The following is a 15,572-nucleotide window of genomic DNA, read 5'->3' as shown; positions in this document are numbered from 1 at the left end:
GGGGCATCCTGCTGACAGTTTCTAGGAAGGCTTTGCAAAGGTTGTCGTACGTCTTTCGGCAGGGACGTCAACATCTGAAGGGGTATTTGGTATTTCTGGGTAAAAATGCTCTAGAACAAGCCTTTCAAAGCGTTAACGCCATTGCGGACGATGGCGCGTGGCTCTTCCATCAGCCTGTTCGGTGGTGAAAAATTGAGCATATTTTCCGATTCAGTCCGCCATTCTTCCTGAAAATCAGATCAATTCAGCATTTCTGCCAAAAAAAGAGCACAAACGTTCCGAAATCACTCATGACTTGTAACAAATAATCCCACAGTCTTGATGCATATTGACCGTTCTCCTTTTGCATCACTGTCAAAAAATCTTTCTGATGCCTGATCTAGAGCCTTTTTGACGCACTCACGAAAAGCTGGCATTTGGCCTTTCCCTTGTTGCTAAATGTTACACGCTGTGAAAATATTCCCCTGATATATACGACATCGTACAACTATATGCCTGTTTTCAGGATGGACAAAGACGAGTGCTCGTTCGCTCAACACCTTGAAAAAAACAGAAGATGCCGTTGCCTGGGTTGCGCTCATGTTGCGTCGCATTGATTAAGGAAAAAGCATGGGGTATGCCGCTGCAGGAATGTTCACGCTGATACTGGCCACGGCCGGATCAGCGTATGGTCAGGCGCTCGACACCAGCGCATCACCCGGCAAGCGCCTGACGATCGCGGCGGACTGCGTCGCTTGCCACACCGCGCCAGGCGGCAAGGCGTTCGCGGGCGGTTATCCGCTTGAATCGCCGATGGGAACGATTTATTCCACCAATATCACGCCATCAAAGACCGCCGGTATCGGTGATTACACCGAGGCGCAATTTGCGCGCGCGGTGCGTGACGGGGTGACCGCCGATGGCACTCACTTGTACCCGGCGATGCCCTATACCTCGTACTCGAAAATGACGGACAGCGACATTGCTGCGCTGTACGACTACTTCATGCACGAAGTGCAGCCGGTCGATACGACGCCTGCGAAAACCGCCCTCGATTTCCCGTTCAATGTTCGCGCGTCGATGATCGGCTGGAATGCGCTGTACCACAGCGAGAAGCGTTTCACGCCGGACCCGGCAAAGTCGGCCGAGGTCAATCGCGGCGATTATCTGGTCAATGGCCTGGCGCACTGCGACACCTGCCACACCCCGCGTAACGTCCTGATGGCGGCGGACAACGGCCGCCCGCTGGCCGGCAGCGCTTTGGGCAGTTGGTACGCGCCCAACATCACGTCCGACAAGGTCAGCGGCATCGGGGCATGGTCGGCCGATGAGATCGTCGCTTATCTGCGTACCGGCCACGTCCAGGGCAAGGCGCAGGCGGCTGGCCCGATGGCCGAAGCGGTGGAAAACAGCCTCCAGCATCTGAACGACGCAGACTTGAAAGCCATCGCGGCGTACCTGCTGCAAACCTCGCCAATCAACAGCGGTGAACTGAAGGCGCGGCATGAGTATGGTCAGGCATCGGTGGACGAACTGACCCTGCGCGGTGGCAAGCCGGAAGACAATCCGGGCTGGCACATTTTCAGTGGCACGTGTGCCAACTGTCACCAGCCTGACGGTCAGGGCAACAAAGAGTACCCGTCGCTGTTTCACAACACCGCGACGAGCCGCAGCGACAATCTGATTGCCACCATCGTGTATGGCGTGCACCGCGAAGTCGATGGTGTGGCAATCGACATGCCCGGCTTCGGGCCTGACGCGCTGTTCACCGATCGCCTGAACGATCAACAGATCGCCGATGTCGCCAACTACGTGCTGTCGCGTTATGGCAATGCCGACAAGACCGTCACGGCCGCAGATGTTGCGCTCGCCCGGGAAGGTGGGCCGAAGGCGCCGCTGGCGGTCATGGCGAAGTTCACGATCCCGGCCATCATCCTCGTGTGCGTACTGATCGGCCTGGCCGTCATGGCCTTGATCTCCCGTCGTCGCAAGGGCGCCTGAGCAATGGATACTTCAATGACGAACACACAGACAACTGCTCCAGCCGTCACCCCGGCAGGATTTTCGCGACGCAACCTGCTGCGCGGCTCCGTGACCCTGGGCCTGGCCGCGATGCTGGGCAGCGTCATGCCGTGGCAATCGGTCATGGCTGCGCAGGCGTCACATGACGACTTCGTGGCCCTGTCGCAGTTTCTCGTCAGCCGGCCGGTCAACCCGGTTCTGGCGGCCCGGTATTACGCCGCGCTCGACAAGCGCGCGCCGAATTTTTCCACCAACGTGCTGGCCCTTAAACAGCTGGTGGCTGCGCAGGGTTACAGCCACGTCGACGCGTATCTGGCGCAACCGAACCCGGATGCCTCGCTCAAGGCCACGGCCACCAGCATCATTTCCGCGTGGTACCTGGGCATCGTCGGCGATCCGGCCGATGCGGAACTGATCAGTTACTCCCTGGCCATGATGTACGTGCCGACGCACGGCATCCTGGCGATCCCCACCTACGGAGGCGGCCCGGCTTCGTGGGGCGCCAAACCAGCAGTCATTCAGGATTCAAACGTATGAGCAGCGATCAATTCGACGCCGATGTGGTGATCATCGGTTCCGGTGTCATGGGCGGCCTGATCGCCACCGGTCTGGCCAAAGCCAACAAGTCGGTGATCGTGCTGGAAGCAGGCCCTCGCGTGAACCGTCGCGACATCGTGGAAACCTTCCGCAACGCGCCGGTCAAGCTGTCGCTGGCCAATGCCAAGCTGCAAGGCGCCGGTTCGCCGTACCCGAGCCTGCCCCATGCGCCGTCGACCTACGGCGATTACCTGCAGCAGGTCGGGCCGGTCAAATACAACACCTCCTACCTGCGCGTGGTCGGAGGTACGACGTGGCACTTCGGGTCCTCCCTGTGGCGCATGCTGCCAAACGATTTCCGCCTGAAATCGCTGTACGGTCGCGGCCGTGACTGGCCGATCAGCTACGACGAACTCGAACCGTTCTACGCTCGCGCCGAAACCGAACTGGGTGTTTCCGGCGTCGATGGCCAGGACGAAAGCGGGCAGGGTGGCGAGGCCTATCCACCGCGCTCCATTCCATACCCGATGGAGGGGCTGAAGCCGAGCTACATGTTCAAGCGGCTGTCGGAGTTGCTCAGCAAAGGCGGCTACAACCCGATCCTTGAGCCTAACGGCCGCGCCACACGGCCTTACGGCAAGCGTCCACCCTGCGCCGGCAACAACAACTGCAATCCGGTGTGCCCGATCGCTGCGAAGTACGACGGTTCGATGCACATCGACGAAGCCGAGCGTCATGGTGCGAAGGTGCTGGAAAACTCGGTCGTCTACAAGATCGAAGCCGGTGATGACGGCAAGATCACTGCCATCTGGTACATGCGTCCGGACAAATCTCAACACAAACTGACGGCTCGCTACTTTGTGCTGGCCGCCTATGGCATCGAGTCGCCCAAGCTGCTGCTGATGTCCACTTCGGACAAATACCCCAACGGGATCGCCAACTCGTCGGATCAGGTCGGTCGCAACCTGATGGACCACACCGGCATCAGCATGAACGTCATGACCAAAGAAGACATGTGGCCGGGCGAAGGCCCGACGCAGCTGCTGGTCTATCTCAACAGCCGTGACGGGGCGTTTCGCAAGGACTATCCGGGCTACAAGATCAAGGTGCGCAACACCGTTCCTACCTCGCAGATCACCTCCAACCTGATCAGCAAAGGCGTGCTCGGCTCTAAGCTTGATGAGCAGATCCGTCTGCAATCAGCACGGTCTCTGAACTGGGCGGTGGATTTTGAAACCCTGCCGTTGCCGGAAAACCGCGTGACGCCGAGCAAGACCAAGTTCGACGCCATCGGCCTGCCGGTGCCGGAGATCTACTACAGCGTTCCGGACTACTGGCATGCGGGCAAAGAGAAAGCGCTGGAGGACTTCAAACAGTTCGCCAAACTGCTGGACGCCGACATCCTCAGCACCGACGTAGGCTTCCAGAACCGTCAGCACATCATGGGCACCACCATCATGGGTGATGATCCGAAGGATTCGGTGGTCGACCGTGATTGCCGCAGCCATGACCACCACAACCTGTTCATCGCAGGCACCAGCGTGATGCCGTCGTCGTCCTGTGTGAACCCGACACTGACCGGCGCTGCACTGAGCATCCGCATTGCCGACGTGCTCGTGAAAGAGGTCTGAGAGAAGCCGCCTGACGCTGCAAGTCATGCGCGGCAGGCGGCGCCCTTCGTGTCCTTGTGACGCGCTCCAGTCTCTGTTCAAAGCAACAGGACCGGAGCGCGTATCCGTCAGATACTGCTCAATGCCTGTGCGAGGTCCTCGCGCAGATCCTCGACATCTTCGATCCCTACCGACAGCCTGACCAGCGAATCTGCGATGCCCAGTTTCGCGCGATTTTCCGCCGGGATGCTGGCGTGGGTCATGATGGCCGGGTGCTCGATGAGGCTTTCGACACCGCCCAGGCTTTCGGCCAGGGCGAATATCTGCACCTGTTCGAGGAAGCGCCGCGTGCCGGCCAGATCGGTTTTCAAGTCCAGCGAAATCATCCCGCCAAACCCGCGCATTTGCCGACAGGCGAGGGCGTATTGGGGATGCGAGGGCAATCCCGGGTAGTAAACGGCGGCCACTTGGGGCTGACGCTCTAGCCATTGCGCCAGTTCAAGCGCGTTGCTGCAGTGTCGTTCCATGCGTAGCGCCAGGGTTTTCACGCCGCGCAGGGTCAAAAAGGCGTCGAACGGTCCCGCGATGGCACCGACCGAATTTTGCAGAAAGCCCAGACGCTCTGCCAATTCCGGATTCTGCCCGACCACGGCGATGCCACCGATGACGTCCGAGTGGCCGTTGAGGTATTTGGTGGTGGAGTGCACGACGATGTCGAAACCCAACGCCAACGGATGCTGAATCCAGGGGCTGGCAAAGGTGTTGTCGGCGACGCAGATGATGTTCCGGTCACGGCAGATGCGCGCGATCGCGGCCAGGTCGGACAGACGCAACAACGGATTGCTGGGGGTCTCTACCCAGATCATCCGGGTGTCTTCCTGGATCGCGGCCTCAACGGCGGAGGGATTGGTCATGTCGACAAAGCTGAAACGGTGGCCGGCACTGCGCTGACGGACCTTGTCGAACAGGCGGAAGGTCCCGCCGTACAGGTCATCGCCCGACACAATGTGTGAGCCGGCATCGAGCAGTTCCAGCACCGAAGAAATCGCCGCCAGCCCGGACGCGAACGCAAAGGCCTGGGTCCCGCCTTCGAGGTCCGCCACACAGCGTTCCAGTGCAAAGCGCGTCGGGTTGTGTGAGCGGCCATAGTCGAACCCCTTGTGTACGCCGGGGCTTTCTTGCAGGTAGGTGGAGTTGGCGTAGATTGGCGGCATCAGGGCGCCGGTCGAAGGGTCCGGCGACTGCCCGGCGTGAATCACGCGGGTGGCGAAGGCGTGGAACGGATGGTGTTCGTCGTGCTGACTCATGCAAGGGATCTCCGCAAGTGATTGAGCAGGTCGACGCGGGTGATGAGGCCGTGAAAGCCTGAGGCGTCGGCGATGATGGCGACCAGGCCGCGGTCCAGTTCTGCCTGAAGTCTGGCAAGGCCCGCATCGGGCGGCAGGGTTTCCAGTTTGCCGGTCATGGCGCTGGCGACCGTGGTGCGAAAATGCGACGCGTCATTGTGGACGTCCAGAAGGATGTCAGATTCGTCGATGACGCCGACCAGCTGCTTGCCGTCGATCAGCACCGGCAGCTGCGAGACATCGGCCAGACGCATACGCTGGAAAGCGGTCAACAGGGTGTCATCCGGGCCGACGCTGATGACACGGCCGTCCTCGAAGCGTCGGGCGATCAGGTCGCGCAGGTCACCATATCGGGTGCGCTGCATCAGGCCCTGATCGGTCATCCATTGATCATTGTAGACCTTGGATAAATACCGGGTTCCGGTGTCGCAAACGAAACTGACCACGCGCTTGGGTTGCTTCTGTTCACGGCAGAAGCGCAGCGCAGCCGCCAACAGCGTGCCGGTCGATGACCCGCCCAGAATGCCCTCGGCGCGCAACAAATGCCGTGCATGTTCGAAGCTGTCTTCATCGCTGATGGAATACGCGTGGCGAACACTGGAGAGGTCGGCGAACGAGGGAATGAAGTCTTCGCCAATGCCCTCGACCGCCCAGGATCCTGGCGTCGGCAGCGTACGCGTACGGCTGTATTCGGCAACCACCGAGCCCACGGGATCGGCCAGGACCATTTCCAGATCCGGCTGCACCCGTTTGAAGAACCGGGTCAGGCCGGTGAGGGTGCCTGCCGATCCGACGCCGACCACGATGGCGTCCAGGTCATGCTGCGTCTGTGCCCAGATCTCCGGCGCGGTGCTGCATTCATGGGCCAACGGATTGGCAGGGTTGTTGAATTGATCGGCAAAGAACGCATCGGGTATGTCCTTGGCCAACCTCGCCGCCACGTCCTGATAGTAATCGGGATGGCCTTTTCCGACATCGGAGCGGGTGATGTGCACTTCGGCACCCATGGCTTTAAGGTGCAGGACCTTCTCCGTGGACATCTTGTCGGGCACCACCAACACGACCCGATAGCCCTTGGCGCGGCCCACCAGCGCCAGACCGAGTCCCGTGTTCCCGGCCGTCGCCTCGACGATGGTGCCTCCGGGTCGGAGCGAGCCGTCACGTTCGGCGGCATCGATCATCGCAAGGCCGATGCGGTCTTTGATCGAGCCGCCAGGGTTTTGGGATTCCAGCTTGAGAAACAGGGTACAGAGCCCCGTGTCGATGCGACTGACGCGCACCAGCGGGGTGTTGCCGATCAGTTCAAGTACGGCCGGACGGGAATCAGCTGACATGTCATCTCCTCACGTGCACAACACATACGCAATGGACAGCGACGCGTTACAAATGTGCACCGGTTTGATGCATACAGTGTGGACGGCCCTTCGCAGGTTTCCACTTGAACAGACAAGAAACGTCGCGATGGCGCGTAAATCTCTTGTGAGGGCCGAAGACCTGTCACTTTCCACAGTGCTCCACGGAAAAGACGCGAGTCGATTTGATAACCACCGCTATGCTTTCGCAGTCGCGCGCGCGATCATTCTTGCCGTCGGCGCGATGGCCGCAGTGTTCATAGACAGGGAGGTGTGTATTGCACGTGCACGAGCAGGCGTTGGAAATCCTCGTCGTCGATGACGAAGAAGACAATCTGGAAGGCATGCAGGAGTTGCTCGAAGAGCTCGACCGGACCGTTCGTTGCGTCGATTCCGGCGCTAAAGCGCTGGCTTGCATGACGTCCGGGGCGATAGGGCTGGTGTTGATGGATGTGCAGATGCCTGGCATGGACGGTTTTGAGGTTGCCCGTCGGATGCGGGCTGATCCCGACACCCGATTCACACCCATCATTTTTATTTCCGGCATGCGGCAGACCGACGCCGTGCTGACCCAGGGATACACCGCCGGCGCCGTGGATTTCATGACCAAACCCGTGCATCCCGCCATGCTGCTGCACAAGGCACGCGTGCTGCTGGAGCATGAGCAATATCGGCGCAGCCTGTTGCAGACCAGCCAGCAACTGGAGCGGGCAATGGCGTTCAACGCGTCGATTCTGGACAACACAGCTGAAGGCATTCTGGTGGTCGACAGCGAAGGCCTGATCCGTTTCGCCAATCCTGCCATCCGCGGCATGCTCGGCTGTTCCGACGACGAGCTGCAAGGCACTGAGTTGCTGGGGTGGATCGAATCGCCCCATGAGGACAACTGGGCGACGTCGGTGTGGCTGGACCACCTGCAACGGGGTGAGAGCCTTCGTTTGCATGACGCTAATTTGCGCGGCCGTGACGCCAGGCGTGTCCCGGTTGCCTTGTCGTGCTCGCCACTGCCGGAAGGTCAGCAGTCCATGACGATCCTGGCGCTGGACATGTCGGCGGTGCGCGAATTGCACCACCAACTGGAAGTCATGACCATTACCGATCCGCTTACCGGCTTGCTGAACCGCCGTGGTTTCATCCAGGCCTTGCAGGCGGCGATTTCCCGGAACCAACGGACAGGACGGATGAGCGCGCTGCTGTTTCTGGACCTCGACGGCTTCAAACAGATCAATGATCAGTTTGGTCATGATCGAGGAGACGACGCCTTGCGCTGGGTCAGTGGTCAGTTACAAGCCTGTTTGAGGCCTTATGACCGGCTGGCCAGGATCGGTGGTGACGAATTTACGGTCATCATCGAAGGCGTCAACGGTCCTGAGGACGCTGCTGCCGTGGCTGAAAAACTGGTTGGGCAAGTGTCCGCCGATCAATCTCGCTTTCAGCTGGGTGCGAGTATCGGCATTGCGTGCCTGCCGGCCAGCGGGAGCACAGTCGAAGACTTGATGCGAGCCGCCGATACGGCGATGTACGATGCCAAACGGCGAGGAAAAGGTCAGTTTCGGTTTGCTGTGGAGCCGTGAGCCTGCTGGATAATCGATCGAATGCCGATTGGCTGCGAAGGTGGGTCGTGACGCTGAGGCTGGTCTTGAGCCGTTTTTTTCTCCATGCGCCACTTTCCTGGAGTCATACCCAGTTCTCTGGCAAATACCCGAGTGAAGTGGGGTTGGTCGGCGAACCCGCATTCATACCCCACTTGAGATATCGCCCAATCCGTTTGCGTCAGGAGTTCTTTGGCGCGGGTCAGGCGTGCAAGCAGAAGCCAGGCACTGGGGGTGTGCCCCGTTGAGTTTTTAAAGGCGCGAGAAAAATGACTGCGTGACAAGGCACATTCCTTGGCGATAGCCGAAATCTGAATGGCAGAACCCAGGTGCGCCATCATCAGTTCCTTGGCGGTGCGTTCCTGCCAATAACTCAACCGAGCCTGACCGTGGCCACTCTGCAGGAGACGCATACAGAGGTGTGCGATATTCAGGATCTGTTCGGCACCTATTCCAGCGGCATCGATGAAGGCAGGTGCCGTTTTTTCGCTAACCGCACTGGGTTTTGCGGCGTCTACAACGCAGACCTCGTTCATGCTGACCTCTGAAACGGGAGACAAGGTCTATTGTCGCCAGTATCACGTCAGCGAAAGCGATGCATTGGGCCGCGCTTTAGTCCATTTGGGCCATGTGTCAGTGACGCTTGCGCAACTCGCTCGGCGTCACGCCCAGATAGCGTTTGAACAGGCGGGCGAGGTAGGAGGGTGAGTCCAGACCCACCGCAAGGCAGACTTCTAGAATGGACCGCGACGTGGTCGAAATAAGCGCAGACGCTTTTTCAACACGACTGCGATTGGCAAAATCCAGCAGGGTTTCGCCTGTTTGAGCCTTGAAAATGCGAGTCAGATGACGCCGTGACAGGTGAAATTCATGGGCAATGGATTCGATATTCAATTCCGCTTCCAGGTGTTCCCGAACGTACCGCTGAATGTCGCGCACCAATAATGCGTTCTGCTGGCCTTCGTTGAATTGCGGCGACGCCTGCTGGCATGCGATGACCCGAGCACACTCCTGAAAAAGCAGATGGTTGAGATGGGGCAACTGACGCTGGAAGTCTTGTGCAGTCGTCGTGCTTTGCAATTGATCGTGCAGGCGAAGGATGCTGTCCAGTGCGTCGGTCCCTTGCCAGATACCGGGACGCGCGACCTTTCGGGAGAAGCTGCTGTGACCATACAACGGCGCCTGATGGTGCAGGTAAGAGGGGTCGACATACAGGGTCTGGTGCTCTTCTCGACCGGGAGTCGCCTGAGTGGCGTGAGCAAACTCCGCAGGGACAAGGAAAAACGACTGGCACGCTACGTGAGTCTTCGGGCTGCTTTCTGTCGACAGGAACAACCCGCCACGGCGCGGTAACAGCAGCATGTGGCAGTCGTGTGCATGCCAATCCACGGCATAACCGCTCGTGTCGCTGGTTTCCAGCTGGAACACATCGGGCGAGTTACCATTGAGCTTGGGTGACATGAAAGCCATGAAGTAGATTCCCTGGTCTGAGCGCAGCGATGTGACGTTCGATCACTGCGGGCTACTCGATGGATATGATGCCCGTAATGATAACGTGCCTCATTATCATACCTGCCTTCCTGGCACAGCACGACCTTCGCGTCAGCGCGCTTGCGCACTCGCTGACGGTGGGAACGCGCGGCGATACTGGCCTGGCGAGATCCCGTGAACCCTTCGAAAGGCGACCCCAAAGGCGGCATCGGACAGATAGCCCAGCGAGGCTGCAACCGCCGCAACGCTGGTTCCACCGTGCGACAGCCGAGACGCAGCCACTTTCATTCGCCAGCACGTCGCGTACTCGACAGGCGACTGTCCCACGCGAGTTTTGAACTGCGCAGCAAAGCTGGAGCGCGACATGCTGGCGATCTCTGCCATTTCTGCCAGTCTCCACGGTTTTTCCGGCGCGCCGTGAACGGCACGCATCACACGGGCGATGACAGGGTCTCGTAATCCTCCCAGCCAGGCCAGATCGGCGATGTCGGCCGTGGTGATGTGGTGGCGCAGCGCGTGAACGAAGATAAGCCGCAGCAGGTCATTGCACATCGCGTAAGCGCCCGCTTGCGTCGACTGCCATTCCCGGTCCAGTTCATCCAGCAACCAGGCAAACGATGATGCGCCGCCGGACTTCGCGTGAATCACGATGGCGGGGGGTAATAGATCAAGCAGCTCCGCGGCCCCCGGGCTGATCAGCGAGACACTGCCGCCGAGCAGTTCTACATCATCACCCACCCCGTAGATTGCCGATGAGCCTGACTGGGCGAAGACGTCCGATGCGTTGACGGCGGGTATCTCCGGCGCGCTGGCCAGGACAAACGGGGTGCGGGAAACCACAAAACAGTCGCCTGCGCTCAGATGACGCGGCGGCAGACGGTCCATGCAAAGCCAACATTCACCCCGTCGCACCACGTTGAATTTCAATTCAATGGGCTGGAAGCGCAGCGCCCACTGGCCACCCGCTCGCAGACGCACCGAGCAAGCGGCCCTCAGTCCAGCCAGGGCCAGCACGTCGGACAGAGGATCAGAAGAAGGGTTCTGGATGATCACGATAAAAATCCGGATTATTTGAGCTGGTTCGTCCAGACACCTTAGCGAACAATCACTCGCTCCACTACTCATCGAGGATCTTTTCATGACAACGCTTCAGCAGCCGATTGCTTCACCGTTCGATGCGGCCAGTACCGCCGCCGAAGTGATGGCGGGCGTGGACCTGTCAGGGCAGTTCGCCATTGTCACCGGTGGTTACTCGGGTCTGGGCCTGCTCACGTCAAAATATCTGGCCGGCGCAGGCGCTCAGGTCATCGTGCCCGCCCGGGACATTGAGCGCGCCCAGGCGGCTCTGGCAGGTGTCAAGAATGTCATGGTCAAACCTATGGACCTTGCCCGGCCCGACTCCATCGAGGCCTTCTGCGCAGACGTGGTCGGGCAGGGTCACCCCATTTCACTGTTGATCAATTGCGCGGGCGTCATGGCGTCGCCACTCATGCGTGACGCTGCCGGACATGAAAGCCAGTTTGCGACCAATCACCTCGGGCACTTTCGACTCACGTGTGGACTGTGGCCAGCGTTGCGGGCTTCCGGCAACGCGCGCGTGCTCGCCGTGTCGTCGCGGGGTCACCAGATCGCGGGGATCGACTTCGACGACATCGATTTTAACCGTCGCGCCTACGACAAATGGATAGCCTATGGCCAGTCGAAAACCGCCAACGCCCTGTTTGCCGTGGCACTCGACCGGCGTGGCCGCGATCAGGGCGTTCGTGCGTTTTCGCTGCATCCCGGCCAGATCCTGACGGACCTGGGGCGTCACCTGAGCAGCGAAGAGATAGCCGCGTTCGACGTGCTGGACGAAAACGGCCAGCAGAAAATAGCGCCTGAAAAAGGACTCAAGACCCTTGAGCAAGGCGCATCGACCGGCTTGTGGTGTGCGACCAGCCCCGCCTTGAACGGCCACGGCGGTGTGTATTGCGAAGACTGCAACATCGCCTCGCTCAACAGCGCGGAAATCGGCCGCAAGGGCGTAGCGCAGTGGGCCGTTGACCCTGAGGACGCTGAACGGCTTTGGCTTCTGTCGGAGCAGTGGACGGGCATGAGCATCTGACAGGCCCAACCGTTGTCTTTGCGACCGACAACGGAGACCTCAGGCATCTATAGCGCTTGCGATGTTCGAGGAAACAGGTCAGGTCTTTAAAACCTTGAGCCTGAAACTCAGTCAGCTGCGAAATTTATCGCCTGGACAGCAGCCCCAGGCATTGTTGCAGCACCGGCGAAACGTCCGCGGCGCGGTAACTCACCACGATGGGGGAGGTGGCGCTGCTGTCCGATAACGGCGTGTAGCCGATGTCATCGCGGTGGAGCCTCTGCACCGAGGCCGGCACCAGCGTGATGCCAATGCCTGCCGCGACCAGACCGATGGCGGTCTGCAGTTCATTCACGGTCTGAGCCACGCGGATCCGCAAGCCCTGGGCGGCGAAAATGCCCAGTACATGATCGGCGTAGCTGGGACGCGGCGTCCCGGGGTAGAGCACGAAGGGTTCCGCCGCGAGCTGTTCCAGTGTGGCGGGACCCGACAATAACGGGTGGCCGGCCGGAAGGGCCGCCACCAGTGGATCCTGGCGCAGGATCTCCTGAGTGATGGTGGGATCGTCGAACAGCATCCTGCCGAAGCCGATGTCGATACGGCCACTTTTCAGGGCCTCGATCTGTTGCAGCGTGATCAATTCTGACAAGCCTAATTCGATGTCGCCCAGGCCTCTGAGCTGTCGAATCAGTTCGGGAAGCGCGCCGTATAGCGTCGAGGGCGCAAAACCGATGCCCAGCCAGCGTTTCTCGCCGGCCGCGACGCGTCGAGTGTCGTCCCCGATCCGGGCCAGCTGTTCGAGTAGCTGGCTGGAGTGTTCATGAAAGAACCGACCTGCTTCGGTCAGCCTCAATGGCCTGGACCGCTCGAGCAACGCCACGCCAAGCTCATCCTCCAGTTGCTGGATCTGGCGACTCAGCGGTGGCTGGGCAATGTTCAGTTGTTCGGCGGCGCGTGTGAAGTTCAGGGTCTGCGCGAGCACCCGGAAATAACGCAAATGGCGAAGCTCCACGATACCTCCAGGGTATGAAACAAGACCTAATCAATATTGGACGTGCTTCTTCCCCAGCGTCAATCTCTGCCCAAGAACAAACACAACGCAGACGGAACGCTCATGACCGCCATCACCATCGAACGCTTCGATACCCAAATCGTTGACCTGCCCACTATCCGCCCGCACAAGTTGGCCATGCATACCCTGCACGGCCAGACACTGGTCATCCTGCGTATTCAAAGCAGCGACGGCATCGTTGGCGTCGGGGAGGCCACCACCATTGGAGGCCTGGCCTATGCCGGCGAGAGCCCGGAAAGCATCAAGATCAACCTCGACACATGGTTTGCGCCGCTGTTGATCGGGCAGGATGCGACCAACCTCAATGCCGCCATGCAGCGGGTCGACCGCGCCATCCGAGGCAATACCTTTGCGCGCTCGGCGGTTGAAACAGCGCTGCTCGATGCTCAGGGCAAACGGCTCGGGCTGCCGGTGGCCGAAGTGCTCGGCGGCCGGGTACGTGATGGGGTAGAGGTGGCGTGGACGCTGGCCAGCGGTGACACGTCCCGTGACATCGAAGAGGCCGAGCGCATGTTGGACCTGCGCCGTCATCGTCATTTCAAATTGAAGATCGGTGCCGGTGAGCCTGCACGCGATATCGCCCATGTCGCGGCCATCAAACGGGCGCTGGGCGATCGCGCCAGTGTCCGGGTCGATATCAACCAGGCCTGGAGTGAAGCCGTTGCCGTGCGCGCCTGTCGGCTGCTCGCCGATGCGGGTGTCGAGCTCATCGAACAGCCTTTGTCCCGCCATGATCGGCCGGGCATGGCTCGCCTCAGTGGCCACAGTCATATTCCGTTGATGGCCGATGAAGCGATCGAGTCTGTTCAGGACAGCTTTGCCTTGGCACAGATGGGCGCCGCCTCGATCTTTGCCTTGAAAATTGCCAAGACGGGCGGTCCTCGTGCTGTGTTGCGCACGGCCGCCATTGCCGAAGCGGCCGGAATCGGCCTTTACGGCGGGACTATGCTTGAGGGAAGCGTGGGCACACTGGCGGCTGCTCATGCGTTTGCAACGCTGGATAAGCTGGAGTGGCACACCGAACTCTTCGGGCCACTGCTGTTGACCGAAGACATCCTGATTGAGCCCCCGGTCTATCGAGACTTTCAGTTGATGATCCCCCGTACTCCCGGGTTGGGCATCGAGCTGGATGAACAACGTCTTTCGCGCTTTGCGCGCCGGTGATCTGCCACCCCTCAGAGGACACTCACGACATGCTTTTCCACGTACGCATGACCGTCAAACTCCCGCCCGACATGCCGGCGGAAAAAGCCGCTCAACTCAAGGCCGACGAGAAAGAACTCGCGCAACGCCTCCAGCGCGAGGGCACTTGGCGACATCTCTGGCGGCTGGCCGGGCTCTACGCCAACGTCAGCATTTTTGACGTGCTGGACAACCAGGCGTTGCATGACACCTTGATGCAGCTGCCGCTATACCCCTACATGGAAATCGACGTCACGCCGATGTGTCGACATCCCTCGTCGATTCATGCCGACGACCGATGAGCGCAGCCGTTTCAGAGCACAGACATCGACACAAAAATAAAAGTGATGAGGGTAAACAACCATGACCGTTCGAATTTCCCAGACCGCAGACGTGCAGCAGTTCTTCGAAAAAGCCTCCGGCTTCGACCAGCCGACCGGCAGTCCGCGCATGAAGAATATCGTCCACCGCGTGCTGAATGACTCGATCAAGATCATCGAAGACTTGAAGATCACCCCTGAGGAATTCTGGAAGGCCGTCAATTACCTCAATGAGCTGGGCAGCCGGCAAGAGGCGGGGCTGATCGTCGCAGGCCTCGGACTTGAGCATTATCTGGACATGCTGATGGACGCCGAAGACGAGCAGGCCGGCCACGTTGGCGGCACGCCGCGGACCATCGAAGGACCGCTGTACGTCGCAGGTGCTCCTTTATCCGAGCATTACGCCCGCCTGGATGATGGCCAGGACCCAGGCACGGTGCTGTTCATGACCGGCCAGGTGCGTGGGACAGATGGCGAGCCGCTGGCCAACGCCATCGTTGATGTCTGGCACGCGAACACCGGCGGCACCTACTCGTATTTCGACCCTTCACAGTCCGAGTTCAACCTGCGCCGTCGCATCCTGACCGATGCCGCAGGGCGCTACCGCTTTCAAAGCATCGTGCCGTCGGGCTATGGCTGCCCGCCAGACGGTCCGACCCAGCAGTTGCTTGATCAGTTGGGTCGCCACGGCCAGCGTCCTGCACACATCCACTTCTTCATTTCCGCGCCTGGGCATCGACACCTGACCACCCAGATCAACCTGGCGGGGGACAAGTACCTGCACGATGATTTTGCCTATGCGACCCGGGACGAACTGATCGCCGAGATTCGTTTCACCGAAGATGCCAACGGTCCTCGCGCCGACATCGCGTTCGACTTTGTTCTTCAGCCCACCGCCGCGCCCAAGGACGAAGCCCGTCCTGAGCGGGTGAGGGCGCTGGAGGTGTGAACCACTGTTTTTCGTGATGCCCAAGCCTCCGCAGCAT

Annotated in this window: 14 protein-coding genes; 8 read left to right on the top strand and 6 right to left on the bottom strand. The window is 60.0% G+C overall.

The annotated features are described in order from the left end of the window. Positions 1-609 precede the first annotated feature (609 nt). Genes ABDX87_RS29045 through ABDX87_RS29035 form a run of 3 tightly spaced genes read left to right on the top strand, consistent with a single transcriptional unit; the run spans position 610 to position 4,169 of the window. Positions 610-1,980 (top strand): c-type cytochrome, encoded by a 1,371-nt coding sequence (locus tag ABDX87_RS29045; RefSeq protein WP_346830981.1) that lies wholly within the window; start codon positions 610-612, stop codon positions 1,978-1,980. 15 nt (positions 1,981-1,995) lie between these two features. Beyond that, positions 1,996-2,538, top strand: a complete 543-nt coding sequence (locus ABDX87_RS29040; RefSeq protein ID WP_346830980.1) for a sugar dehydrogenase complex small subunit — start codon at positions 1,996-1,998, stop codon at positions 2,536-2,538. Beyond that, positions 2,535-4,169 carry a GMC family oxidoreductase gene (locus ABDX87_RS29035; protein ID WP_346830979.1) on the top strand — a complete coding sequence of 545 codons (1,635 nt, stop codon included), beginning with the start codon at positions 2,535-2,537 and terminating at the stop codon, positions 4,167-4,169. Before ABDX87_RS29040 ends, ABDX87_RS29035 begins: the two co-directional genes overlap by 4 nt. 107 nt (positions 4,170-4,276) lie before the next feature. On the opposite strand, the gene ABDX87_RS29030 is transcribed toward ABDX87_RS29035, so the two are convergent. After that, positions 4,277-5,455, bottom strand: coding sequence for a cystathionine gamma-synthase (locus ABDX87_RS29030; protein WP_346830978.1), 1,179 nt, complete (start codon positions 5,453-5,455; stop codon positions 4,277-4,279). Beyond that, on the bottom strand, positions 5,452-6,828 hold the full coding sequence (locus tag ABDX87_RS29025) for a pyridoxal-phosphate dependent enzyme (RefSeq protein ID WP_346830977.1): 1,377 nt from the start codon (positions 6,826-6,828) through the stop codon (positions 5,452-5,454). The genes ABDX87_RS29030 and ABDX87_RS29025 overlap by 4 nt, the downstream gene beginning before the upstream one ends. Positions 6,829-7,130: 302 nt before the next feature. Between ABDX87_RS29025 and ABDX87_RS29020 the strand changes: the two genes are divergently transcribed. Further along, positions 7,131-8,420, top strand: a complete 1,290-nt coding sequence (locus ABDX87_RS29020; protein ID WP_346833651.1) for a GGDEF domain-containing response regulator — start codon at positions 7,131-7,133, stop codon at positions 8,418-8,420. Here ABDX87_RS29020 and ABDX87_RS29015 read toward each other — a convergent pair. From ABDX87_RS29015 to ABDX87_RS29005, 3 genes are all read right to left on the bottom strand, one after another. After that, positions 8,393-8,974, bottom strand: a complete 582-nt coding sequence (locus ABDX87_RS29015; protein ID WP_346830976.1) for an AraC family transcriptional regulator — start codon at positions 8,972-8,974, stop codon at positions 8,393-8,395. The genes ABDX87_RS29020 and ABDX87_RS29015 overlap by 28 nt on opposite strands. Positions 8,975-9,071: 97 nt before the next feature. Further along, positions 9,072-9,908: an AraC family transcriptional regulator gene (locus ABDX87_RS29010; protein ID WP_346830975.1), complete on the bottom strand. Its 837-nt coding sequence runs from the start codon at positions 9,906-9,908 to the stop codon at positions 9,072-9,074. Positions 9,909-10,040: 132 nt separating this feature from the next. Then, positions 10,041-11,069, bottom strand: coding sequence for an AraC family transcriptional regulator (locus ABDX87_RS29005; RefSeq protein WP_346830974.1), 1,029 nt, complete (start codon positions 11,067-11,069; stop codon positions 10,041-10,043). Between ABDX87_RS29005 and ABDX87_RS29000 the strand changes: the two genes are divergently transcribed. After that, positions 11,068-12,033 (top strand): oxidoreductase, encoded by a 966-nt coding sequence (locus ABDX87_RS29000; protein ID WP_346830973.1) that lies wholly within the window; start codon positions 11,068-11,070, stop codon positions 12,031-12,033. The two genes, ABDX87_RS29005 and ABDX87_RS29000, sit on opposite strands and share 2 nt — an antisense overlap. A gap of 124 nt (positions 12,034-12,157) precedes the next feature. On the opposite strand, the gene ABDX87_RS28995 is transcribed toward ABDX87_RS29000, so the two are convergent. Further along, the gene (locus ABDX87_RS28995) at positions 12,158-13,024 is read right to left on the bottom strand and encodes a LysR family transcriptional regulator (RefSeq protein ID WP_346830972.1); all 867 of its coding nucleotides are present in this window, start codon (positions 13,022-13,024) and stop codon (positions 12,158-12,160) included. Positions 13,025-13,126: 102 nt separating this feature from the next. Here ABDX87_RS28995 and ABDX87_RS28990 point away from each other — a divergent pair, with 102 nt between their 5' ends. The 3 genes from ABDX87_RS28990 to catA all read left to right on the top strand — a co-directional run bounded on the left by ABDX87_RS28990 (position 13,127) and on the right by catA (position 15,535). Further along, positions 13,127-14,248: a muconate cycloisomerase family protein gene (locus ABDX87_RS28990; protein ID WP_346830971.1), complete on the top strand. Its 1,122-nt coding sequence runs from the start codon at positions 13,127-13,129 to the stop codon at positions 14,246-14,248. A 29-nt stretch (positions 14,249-14,277) separates the two neighbouring features. After that, complete coding sequence (catC, locus tag ABDX87_RS28985) at positions 14,278-14,568, top strand: muconolactone Delta-isomerase (RefSeq protein WP_346830970.1); 291 nt, start codon at positions 14,278-14,280, stop codon at positions 14,566-14,568. A 61-nt stretch (positions 14,569-14,629) separates the two neighbouring features. Continuing rightward, the gene (gene catA, locus ABDX87_RS28980; RefSeq protein WP_346830969.1) at positions 14,630-15,535 is read left to right on the top strand and encodes a catechol 1,2-dioxygenase; all 906 of its coding nucleotides are present in this window, start codon (positions 14,630-14,632) and stop codon (positions 15,533-15,535) included. Positions 15,536-15,572 lie beyond the last annotated feature (37 nt).

Source organism: Pseudomonas abietaniphila, assembly GCF_039697315.1.
GTDB classification, from domain to species: Bacteria; Pseudomonadota; Gammaproteobacteria; order Pseudomonadales; family Pseudomonadaceae; genus Aquipseudomonas; species Aquipseudomonas abietaniphila_B.
Note: the sequence above shows the minus strand (reverse complement) of the source record. Positions and strands in the feature narration are given on the sequence as shown.

Excerpts from the sequence above, each read along its gene's own strand:
- ABDX87_RS29010 (WP_346830975.1), bottom strand. The coding sequence starts at position 9,908 with ATGGCTTTCATGTCACCCAAGCTCAATGGTAACTCGCCCGATGTGTTC.
- ABDX87_RS28990 (WP_346830971.1), top strand. The coding sequence starts at position 13,127 with ATGACCGCCATCACCATCGAACGCTTCGATACCCAAATCGTTGACCTG.
- ABDX87_RS29015 (WP_346830976.1), bottom strand. The coding sequence starts at position 8,974 with ATGAACGAGGTCTGCGTTGTAGACGCCGCAAAACCCAGTGCGGTTAGC.
- ABDX87_RS29030 (WP_346830978.1), bottom strand. The coding sequence starts at position 5,455 with ATGAGTCAGCACGACGAACACCATCCGTTCCACGCCTTCGCCACCCGC.
- catC (WP_346830970.1), top strand. The coding sequence starts at position 14,278 with ATGCTTTTCCACGTACGCATGACCGTCAAACTCCCGCCCGACATGCCG.
- ABDX87_RS29000 (WP_346830973.1), top strand. The coding sequence starts at position 11,068 with ATGACAACGCTTCAGCAGCCGATTGCTTCACCGTTCGATGCGGCCAGT.
- catA (WP_346830969.1), top strand. The coding sequence starts at position 14,630 with ATGACCGTTCGAATTTCCCAGACCGCAGACGTGCAGCAGTTCTTCGAA.
- ABDX87_RS29040 (WP_346830980.1), top strand. The coding sequence starts at position 1,996 with ATGACGAACACACAGACAACTGCTCCAGCCGTCACCCCGGCAGGATTT.
- ABDX87_RS29005 (WP_346830974.1), bottom strand. The coding sequence starts at position 11,069 with ATGAAAAGATCCTCGATGAGTAGTGGAGCGAGTGATTGTTCGCTAAGG.
- ABDX87_RS29035 (WP_346830979.1), top strand. The coding sequence starts at position 2,535 with ATGAGCAGCGATCAATTCGACGCCGATGTGGTGATCATCGGTTCCGGT.
- ABDX87_RS29025 (WP_346830977.1), bottom strand. The coding sequence starts at position 6,828 with ATGTCAGCTGATTCCCGTCCGGCCGTACTTGAACTGATCGGCAACACC.
- ABDX87_RS29045 (WP_346830981.1), top strand. The coding sequence starts at position 610 with ATGGGGTATGCCGCTGCAGGAATGTTCACGCTGATACTGGCCACGGCC.